The sequence below is a fragment of the Pseudomonas sp. ICBG1301 genome (genome assembly GCF_016918385.1).
GTDB lineage: Bacteria > Pseudomonadota > Gammaproteobacteria > Pseudomonadales > Pseudomonadaceae > Aquipseudomonas > Aquipseudomonas palleroniana.
The window spans coordinates 214272-223640 of record NZ_JAEKGB010000009.1; the positions used below are offsets into that span (position 1 = coordinate 214272).

9 protein-coding genes are annotated in these 9369 nt (G+C 63.0%); 7 read left to right on the forward strand and 2 right to left on the reverse strand.

Translation table 11 applies throughout. The features are described from left to right. Positions 1 to 11 precede the first annotated feature (11 nt). Entirely contained in the window at positions 12 to 1208 is a 1197-nt protein-coding gene (locus JBE38_RS21960; protein ID WP_205345118.1) for an SfnB family sulfur acquisition oxidoreductase, read from the reverse strand. A gap of 155 nt (positions 1209 to 1363) precedes the next feature. Then, on the reverse strand, positions 1364 to 1927 hold the full coding sequence (locus JBE38_RS21965; RefSeq protein WP_090370188.1) for a helix-turn-helix domain-containing protein: 564 nt from the start codon (positions 1925 to 1927) through the stop codon (positions 1364 to 1366). Between the two features lie 92 nt (positions 1928 to 2019). Between JBE38_RS21965 and JBE38_RS21970 the strand changes: the two genes are divergently transcribed. The 7 genes from JBE38_RS21970 to JBE38_RS22000 all read left to right on the forward strand — a co-directional run bounded on the left by JBE38_RS21970 (position 2020) and on the right by JBE38_RS22000 (position 9113). Then, positions 2020 to 2949 carry a DMT family transporter gene (locus JBE38_RS21970; RefSeq protein ID WP_104994165.1) on the forward strand — a complete coding sequence of 310 codons (930 nt, stop codon included), beginning with the start codon at positions 2020 to 2022 and terminating at the stop codon, positions 2947 to 2949. A gap of 124 nt (positions 2950 to 3073) precedes the next feature. Continuing rightward, complete coding sequence (locus JBE38_RS21975; protein WP_090370184.1) at positions 3074 to 5995, forward strand: monovalent cation/H+ antiporter subunit A; 2922 nt, start codon at positions 3074 to 3076, stop codon at positions 5993 to 5995. Further along, positions 5995 to 6339: a Na+/H+ antiporter subunit C gene (locus tag JBE38_RS21980; protein ID WP_060756701.1), complete on the forward strand. Its 345-nt coding sequence runs from the start codon at positions 5995 to 5997 to the stop codon at positions 6337 to 6339. The genes JBE38_RS21975 and JBE38_RS21980 overlap by 1 nt, the downstream gene beginning before the upstream one ends. Continuing rightward, positions 6336 to 8018 (forward strand): monovalent cation/H+ antiporter subunit D, encoded by a 1683-nt coding sequence (locus tag JBE38_RS21985; RefSeq protein ID WP_205345119.1) that lies wholly within the window; start codon positions 6336 to 6338, stop codon positions 8016 to 8018. The genes JBE38_RS21980 and JBE38_RS21985 overlap by 4 nt, the downstream gene beginning before the upstream one ends. Continuing rightward, complete coding sequence (locus tag JBE38_RS21990; protein WP_060756703.1) at positions 8015 to 8503, forward strand: Na+/H+ antiporter subunit E; 489 nt, start codon at positions 8015 to 8017, stop codon at positions 8501 to 8503. Before JBE38_RS21985 ends, JBE38_RS21990 begins: the two co-directional genes overlap by 4 nt. Further along, positions 8500 to 8778: a K+/H+ antiporter subunit F gene (locus JBE38_RS21995; RefSeq protein ID WP_005789171.1), complete on the forward strand. Its 279-nt coding sequence runs from the start codon at positions 8500 to 8502 to the stop codon at positions 8776 to 8778. The genes JBE38_RS21990 and JBE38_RS21995 overlap by 4 nt, the downstream gene beginning before the upstream one ends. Next, positions 8775 to 9113 (forward strand): Na+/H+ antiporter subunit G, encoded by a 339-nt coding sequence (locus JBE38_RS22000; protein WP_060756704.1) that lies wholly within the window; start codon positions 8775 to 8777, stop codon positions 9111 to 9113. Before JBE38_RS21995 ends, JBE38_RS22000 begins: the two co-directional genes overlap by 4 nt. The last annotated feature ends 256 nt before the right edge of the window (positions 9114 to 9369 follow it).

The following is a 9369-nucleotide window of genomic DNA, read 5'->3' on the forward strand; positions in this document are numbered from 1 at the left end:
GGGTAGGCTCCTCAGTTCCAGGCGTGGCGGGCAGGCTTCACGCCGTTAAGCACAAAATTGCCGATCAGGTGGTATTTCCAGCGGGCCGGGTCGTGCAGGGTATGGGTGCGTGCATTGCGCCAGAAGCGGTCGAGGTTGTACTTGGCGGTGACCGAGCGGGTGCCGGCCAGTTCGAAAAGTTTGCTGCTGGCGAGCAATGCGGTTTCGGCGGACAGGACCTTGGCCTGGGCAACCACCAGCGAGGCATTGGCCACGGTGTCTTCATTCGGTTCGGCCAGGGCCAGGTCGACCGCGATACCGGCCTTGGCGAGGATGGCTTCGGTGCCATGCACGCGCCACTGCAGGTCGCCGATGGCGGCGATGGTGAACGGGTCTTGCCAGCCGTGATCCTGCTGGCTGTCGATCCATGGGCGCGCCTGGCGCGCGTAGATTTTGGCTTGCTCAAGGGCGCCCAGGGCAATGCCGGTGTCGACGGCGGCCTGGATGATCTGCGAGATCGGGCCGCTGGCGGTGGGTTGGTCGAACGCCCGGTGTGCGGGGATCACCGCGCTCAAGGGCACACTCACGCCATCGAGGGTCACGCCGCCGCTGGCGGTGGTGCGCTGGCCAAAGCCGTCCCAATTGTCGATGACGCTCAGGCCCGGTGCATCACGTTCGATAAGCGCAATAAACGCCTGGCCGTTTTCGTCATTGCCGACGGTGGGCACCAGGTGCGCAAACAGTGCGCCGGTGCAATAGAACTTCTCGCCATTGATTTGCGCGCGGTCGCCGTGGAAACGGATCTGGGTATCGAAAGTGCCGGCATTTTTGCTCTTGGCTTCGGAGAAAGCATTGCCGAAGCGGTAGCCCGCCAGGACCTTGCCGAAGTAATGCCGCTTTTGCTCCTCTGTCGCCGTTTGCACCAGGATATCCACCACGCCCAGGTGGTTCTGCGGGATCTGCCCCAGTGACGGGTCGGCGGCGGAGATCAACTTGATCACCTCGGCCACGGTCACATAGGACACTTCGGCCCCACCGTAGGCTTTAGGCACGGTGATGCCCCACAGGCCGCTGGCAGAGAACTCGTCGAGTTCGGCCACCGGCAAGCGACGCTCACGGTCGCGCGCGCTGGCATCAACGGCAAAACGTGCGGCCAGGCGCGTCGCCACTTCAATGGCTTCGGCGTCCGAACGAATGATATGGGCAGGGTGTTGAGGGTGGGCTGACATGGGCCGACTCCAGGCTCCGATGGGATGACCTGTGCAATTGCAGGAGTCGTGCCTGAATTTAATCGTCAATAAAATCAGCGGCTTGCTGGTAAGTCAGCGCTGTGGGGCGTGTTTCAAACCAGCAAAGTGCCCAGGCGCTGTTGCCTGGCGAACAGTTAGATCACCACGGTCCGAACGAAGCACACGGCCACATCACCCTCATTGCGATAGTGGTGGAACTGGCGGCTGGCGAACATGTAGAACTCGCCTGCGGCAACGTGCTTTTCTTCGTCATCCAGAATCAGGGTCAGGGCCCCTTCATACACAAACAATTGCACGCTCCAGCCTTCCGGGTCCGGTTCGGGGCTGTAGCGATCACCGGGCTCCAGGCGCATCTCCCACAACTCGACTTCGCGCCGGGCGTTGGCCCTGGCCAGCAGCACGGCCTTGCTGCCGGGGATATCGCCGGCCCAGGCCAACTCGTTGATGCGGCTGTGGTCGCCCGCATCCGGCGCCTGGATCAGGTCGCTGAACGCCACCTCCAGCGCTTCGGCGACACGGTCCAGGGTCGACAGGCTGACATTCTTCTCCCCCGCCTCGATGGCCACCAGCATGCGCCGGCTGACCCCGGACTTTTCCGCGAGCGCGGTCTGGCTCAGGTCGGCGGCGTGGCGCAGGCGACGAACGTTTTGGCTGACGTGTTGCAGGACCGAAGCCCGTTGCGGATTTTCTTTGTGCACTATATTGCTCAATTGGTAGGTGTGCGCAGTATACTGCCCAGCGTGCGGCGCATTGTGCGGTCCGTGCCTTTCCCTTGCAAGACCGAGCCGCCATGACCTCCTCGAACGTTTCCCCGCGTTTCAACCGTTTCAGCAAAGCCGAATGCATCCTGGTGCTGATCACCATGATCTGGGGCGGCACCTTTTTGCTGGTGCAGCATGCCATGACCGTCAGCGGCCCGATGTTTTTCGTGGGGTTGCGATTTGCGGCGGCGGCGCTCGTGGTCGGTTTCTTCTCATTGCGTACGCTGAGCGAGCTGACCCTGTTTGAATTGAAGGCCGGCGCCTTCATCGGCACCTCGATCATGTTCGGCTATGGCATGCAGACCATCGGTTTGCAGACAATCCCCAGCAGCCAGTCGGCCTTTATCACGGCGCTGTATGTGCCCTGCGTGCCATTGTTGCAGTGGCTGGTGCTCGGCCGGCGCCCAGGGCTGATGCCGAGCATCGGCATCATGCTGGCGTTTACCGGGTTGATGCTGCTGACAGGCCCCAGCGGCGCCTCGCTCAACTTCAGCCCCGGTGAGATCGCCACGCTGATCTGTGCAATTGCGGTGGCGGCGGAAATCATCCTCATCGGCGCCTATGCCGGGCAGGTGGATGTGCGTCGCGTCACCGTCGTGCAACTGGCTACGGCGTCATTGTTGTCGTTTCTGATGGTGGTGCCGATGGGTGAAGCGCTGCCCGAGTTCTCGTGGCTGCTGCTGTTCAGTGCCGTCGGCCTGGGCTTGACCAGTGCGATCATCCAGGTGGCGATGAACTGGGCGCAACAGAGTGTTTCGCCAACCCGCGCCACCTTGATCTATGCCGGTGAGCCGGTGTGGGCCGGCGTGATCGGGCGCATCGCCGGGGAGCGCTTTCCGCCGATTGCCATGTTGGGGGCGGCATTGATTGTGGTGGCGGTGATCGTCAGTGAGTTAAAGACCAAGGGGCAAAAGGCCATCGACCTGGCGGATGAAAGGGAACAGGAGCAGCAGAGCTAGGGTCCGACACAATGCCAAATGGGAGTTTTCGGCCTACCTTGTAGGATCCTGCCACATGTTGCCGTTTGGTGATCACGAAAGCGGCACGTATGATGCATCTCAAACTCCCGCAGATTAGAAGCCTATGTCCCTGATAGTTCTACTGCTTCTGCCGTTCCTTGGCAGCTGTCTGGCGGCCTTGCTGCCGCACAATGCACGTAACACCGAATCCTTGCTGGCCGGCCTGGTGGCGCTGGTCGGCACTGTTCAAGTAGCCCTGCTCTACCCCCTGATCGCCCATGGTGGCGTGATTCACGAAGAATTCATGTGGTTGCCCAGCCTCGGGCTGAACTTCGTCTTGCGCATGGACGGATTTGCCTGGCTGTTCTCGATGCTAGTGCTGGGCATCGGCACGCTGGTGTCGCTGTATGCGCGCTATTACATGTCGCCGGATGACCCGGTACCGCGCTTCTTCGCGTTTTTCCTGGCGTTCATGGGCGCCATGCTCGGGCTGGTGATTTCCGGCAACCTGATCCAGATCGTGTTCTTCTGGGAACTGACCAGCCTGTTCTCGTTCCTGCTGATCGGCTACTGGCACCATCGGGCGGATGCGCGCCGTGGCGCCTATATGGCCTTGATGGTCACCGGCGCCGGTGGCCTGTGCCTGTTGGCGGGTGTGATGCTGCTGGGGCATATCGTCGGCAGCTATGACCTGGACCAGGTATTGGCGGCGGGCGATCAGATCCGTGCGCATTCGCTCTACCCGGTCATGCTGGCGCTGGTGCTGGTCGGCGCGCTGAGCAAAAGCGCGCAATTCCCCTTCCATTTCTGGCTGCCCCACGCAATGGCGGCCCCCACGCCGGTATCGGCCTACCTGCACTCGGCGACGATGGTGAAGGCCGGCGTGTTCCTGCTGGCCCGCCTGTGGCCGTCGCTGTCCGGCAGCGAAGAATGGTTCTGGATCGTCGGCGGTGCCGGCGCTCTCACCCTCCTCCTCGGCGCGTACTGCGCCATGTTCCAGAATGACCTCAAGGGCCTGCTGGCCTACTCCACCATCAGCCACCTCGGGCTGATCACCCTGCTGCTGGGCCTCAACAGCCCGTTGGCGGCGGTCGCCGCGGTCTTCCATATCCTCAACCATGCGACGTTCAAGGCTTCGTTGTTCATGGCGGCGGGGATCATCGACCACGAAAGCGGCACCCGTGACATTCGCAAGCTCAGTGGCCTGGTCCGTCTGATCCCGTTTACCGCGACCCTGGCCATGGTGGCCAGCGCCTCCATGGCCGGCGTACCGTTGCTTAACGGCTTCCTGTCCAAAGAGATGTTCTTCGCCGAAACGGTGTTTATCTCGGCGACCCAATGGGTGGAGATCGCCCTGCCAGCGATCGCGACCATTGCCGGCACCTTCAGCGTGGCCTACGCCCTGCGTTTTACCGTCGATGTGTTCTTTGGCCCGCCCGCGACGGACCTGCCCCACACGCCCCACGAGCCACCGCGCTGGATGCGTGCACCGGTGGAGTTGCTGGTGTTTACCTGCCTGCTGGTGGGGATTTTCCCGGCTCAAGTGGTCGGTTCGATCCTGGCCGCGGCCGCCTTGCCGGTGGTCGGCGGCGTGCTGCCGCAATACAGCCTGGCCATCTGGCACGGCTGGAACGCACCGATGATCATGAGCCTGGTGGCCATGAGCGGCGGCGTGGTGCTGTACCTGCTGCTGCGCAAACAGCTCAAGCGCGGCCGCTTCGCGTACCCGCCGATCATCAGCTACTTCAATGGCAAGCGCATGTTCGAACGCAGCCTGGTGGTGATGATGCGCGGCGTGCGCAAGATCGAGAAACGCATCAGCACCAAGCGCCTGCAGACCCAGCTGTTCCTGTTGGTACTGGTGGCGGTGATCGGCGGCATGATCCCGATGCTCAACAGCGGCCTCAGCTGGGGTGACCGGCCGAAGATCCCGGGCTCCATCGTGTTCGTCACCCTGTGGTTGCTGGCGATCGCCTGCGCCCTGGGCGCCGCCTGGCAAGCCAAGTACCACCGGCTGGCCGCCCTGACCATGGTCAGCGTGTGCGGCATGGTCACCTGCGTCACGTTCGTGTGGTTCTCGGCGCCGGACCTGGCGCTGACGCAACTGGCGGTCGAGGTGGTCACTACGGTGCTGATCCTGCTGGGCCTGCGCTGGCTGCCACGGCGGATCGAAGAGGTCTCGCCACTGCCCAGCTCGTTGCGCAAGGCCCGCATCCGCCGCGTGCGGGACTTGCTGTTGTCCAGCGTGGTCGGTGGCGGCATGGCGCTGTTGTCGTATGCGATGCTGACACGCCAGACGCCCAACGATATTTCCTCGTTCTACCTCAGTCGTGCCTTGCCCGAAGGCGGCGGCAGCAATGTGGTGAACGTGATGCTCGTCGACTTCCGCGGCTTCGACACCCTCGGTGAAATCACTGTGCTCGGCGCCGTGGCATTGACCGTGTATGCCCTGCTGCGCCGCTTCCGGCCGTCGAAAGAAAGCATGGAGTTGCCACCGCAACAGCGCCAACTGGCACCGGACGTGGCCACCGACCTGGTCAACCCGCGCCAAGCCAGCGATACCGCCCTGGGCTTCATGATGGTGCCCGCAGTACTGGTACGCCTGCTGCTGCCGATTGCGCTGGTGGTGTCGTTCTACCTGTTCATGCGCGGCCACAACCAGCCCGGCGGTGGTTTTGTCGCCGGCCTGGTGATGTCGGTGGCGTTCATTCTGCAATACATGGTGGCCGGCACCCAGTGGGTCGAGGCGCAGATGAGCCTGCGGCCGATGCGCTGGATGGGCTTCGGCCTGCTCTCGGCGACACTCACCGGGCTCGGTGCGCTGTTGGTCGGTTACCCGTTCCTGACCACGCATACCTGGCATTTCAGCCTGCCGTTGCTGGGCGATATTCACGTAGCCAGTGCGCTGTTCTTCGACGTCGGCGTTTACGCCATGGTCGTTGGCTCCACGCTGCTGATGCTCACCGCCCTCGGCCACCAGTCGGTACGCGCGCATAAACCGAGCAACCAGGCCAAAGTGGTTGCCGCAACAGAAGGAGCCGCCTGATGGAAGAAGTCATCGCAATCGCCATTGGGGTCCTGGCGGCCTCCGGTGTGTGGTTGATCCTGCGGCCACGGACGTTCCAGGTGGTGATGGGCCTGTGCCTGTTGTCGTACGGGGTGAACCTGTTCATTTTCAGCATGGGCAGCCTGTTTATCGGCAAGGAGCCGATCATCAAGGACGGCGTACCGCAAGACCTGCTCCACTATACCGACCCCCTGCCCCAGGCCCTGGTGCTGACGGCAATCGTGATCAGCTTCGCCATGACGGCGTTGTTCCTGGTGGTGTTGCTGGCGTCCCGGGGCCTGACCGGAACCGACCATGTGGACGGCCGGGAGCCCAAGCAATGATGTGGATGAACCAACTGATCATCGCACCGATCCTGCTGCCGTTGCTGACCGCCGCACTGATGCTGATGCTCGGTGAAAAACGCCGCCCGCTGAAGGCCAGGATCAATCTGGTCTCCAGCATGATCGGCCTGGGCATTGCGATCCTGCTGCTGTACTGGACACAAAAAGGCGGCCCCGGCTCGATTGGCGTGTACCTGCCGGGCAACTGGCAGGTGCCGTTCGGTATCGTGCTGGTGGTGGATCAACTGTCGGCCTTGATGCTGGTGCTCACCGGCATCATCGGCGTCAGTGCGCTGTTGTTCGCGATGGCGCGTTGGGATCGCGCGGGCACCAGTTTCCACGCGCTGTTCCAGATCCAGATGATGGGCCTCTACGGCGCCTTCCTCACCGCCGACCTGTTTAACCTGTTCGTGTTTTTCGAGGTGCTGCTGGCGGCCTCCTATGGCTTGATGCTGCACGGCTCGGGCCGGGCGCGAGTGTCGGCGGGGCTGCATTACATCTCGATCAACCTGGTGGCGTCGTCACTGTTCCTGATCGGCGCGGCGATGATCTACGGCGTCACCGGCACCCTGAATTTTGCCGACCTGGCGTTGAAAATCCCGCTGGTGCCCGAAGCCGATCGCGGCCTGCTGCATGCCGGTGCGGCGATCCTCGCCACGGCGTTCCTGGCCAAGGCCGGCATGTGGCCGCTGAATTTCTGGCTGGCGCCCGCCTACTCCTCGGCCAGTGCGCCGGTGGCGGCGATGTTTGCGATCATGACCAAGGTCGGCGTGTACACCGTGCTGCGCCTGTGGACGCTGCTGTTTTCCGGGCAGGCCGGTGCCTCGGCCTTGTTTGGCGGAGATTGGCTGGTGTACGGCGGTATGGCGACCATCATCGGCGCGGCACTGGCGATGGTGGCGGCGCAGCGGCTGGAGCGCATGGCGAGCTTGAGCATCCTGGTGTCGGCGGGGATTTTGCTGTCGGCGGTCGGTTTTGCCCAGCCGAGCCTGATTGCGGGTGCGCTGTTCTACCTGGTCAGCTCGACGCTGGCGTTGAGCGCGCTGTTCCTGCTGGCTGAATTGATCGAGCGTTCGCGTTCGGCCAACGACCTGCCGCTGGATGAAGAGATTGATGCGCTGCCCAAACCCATGGAGTCCTTGCACCCGCGTCCGGGTGTGAACCTTGACGATGAGCAACAGGCGGTGGTCGGCCAGGTGATTCCCTGGACCATGGCGTTCCTCGGCCTCAGCTTTATTGCCTGTGCGCTGCTGATCATCGGCATGCCGCCACTGTCCGGGTTTATCGGCAAGCTGAGCCTGCTCAGTGCACTGGTCAATCCACTCGGGTTGGGCGTCAGCGTTGACCAACCGACCCGCCCGGCGGCCTGGGGCCTTGTAGCGCTGCTGATCCTCTCGGGCCTGGCTTCGTTGATCGCCTTCGCACGCCTGGGCATCCAACGCTTCTGGACCCCGGAAGAGCGCCCATCGCCGCTCCTGCGTCGCTACGAGTGCGTGCCGATCTTCCTGCTGCTCGGCTTGAGCATCCTGCTGACATTCAAGGCCGAACCCTTGCTGCACTACACCCAGGACACGGCCGTCAGCCTGAACAACCCGGAACATTACGTGATGGCGGTGCTGGCCACACGCCCGGTGCCAAGCCCTGAAACCAAGGCTGCCGCGCTGGAGGTGCAACCATGAAGCGCCTGTTCCCCGCCCCGTGGCTGTCGCTGGCACTGTGGCTGTTGTGGCTGGTGCTGAACCTGTCGGTCAGCCCCGGCAACCTGCTGCTGGGCGCACTGCTGGGCTTCCTGGCGCCGCTGATGATGGCGCCGTTGCGCCCGCTGCCGGTGCGGATCCGCCGCCCCGGGGTGATCATTCGCCTGTTCTTCCTGGTCGGCCGCGATGTGGTCATCTCCAACCTGCAAGTGGCCTGGGGCGTGCTGACCTGCGGCTCACGCCCGCCACGTTCGCGCTTTATCAAGATCCCGCTGGACCTGCGCGACCCGAACGGCCTGGCCGCGCTGTCGATGATCACCACCGTGGTGCCCGGCACGATCTGGTCGGAACTGGCGCTGGACCGCAGCATCCTGCTGCTGCATGTATTCGACCTGGAGGATGAAGCGCCGTTTATCGAGCACTTCAAGACCACTTACGAACGGCCCCTGATGGAGATCTTCGAATGAGCGCCCTGCTCTCCAATGCGATCCTGTTCAGCCTGTTCCTGTTCTCGCTGGCCATGGTGCTGACGCTGATCCGCCTGTTCAAAGGCCCGTCGGCCCAGGACCGGGTACTGGCGCTGGACTACCTGTACATCCTGGCGATGCTGATGATGCTGGTGCTGGGTATTCGGTATGCCAGCGACACCTACTTTGAAGCCGCGCTGCTGATCGCGCTGTTCGGCTTTGTCGGTTCGTTTGCCCTGGCGAAATTCCTGCTGCGTGGGGAGGTGATTGAATGATGCCGTTATGGGTGGAAGTGATTGTCGCGGGGCTGCTGGTGCTCAGCAGTCTGTTTGCGTTGATCGGTGCAGTCGGCTTGTTGCGGCTGAAGGACTTTTTCCAACGCATGCACCCGCCGGCACTGGCTTCGACGCTGGGCGCGTGGTGTGTGGCGCTGGCATCGATTATCTACTTTTCGGTGCTCAAGTCCGGGCCGGTGCTGCATGGCTGGTTGATCCCGATCCTGCTGTCGATCACGGTGCCCGTGACCACGCTGTTACTGGCCCGCACCGCGCTGTTCCGCAAGCGCATGGCCGGTGACGACGTACCGGCCGAAGTCAGCAGCCGCCGCTGATTCAACGAGCGGACAGGGAAAAACATGTGGGGCGGTGCGACGATTCGATTTGCTCCCGATAGCGGTGGATCAGTCAGCAGTCGGGGGCAAGCCCTAATGCCAGTCAGTTAAATGGTGGGTGTAGAACACATCATCTGTAGTGAGCGGGCTTGCCCCGCGCTGGGTGGCAAAGCCGCCCCAAATCCAGTCACCGCGATCTTCCTGAAACACCACGGCGTCCTTGTTGGGGCGGCTGCGCCACCCAGCGCGGGGCAAG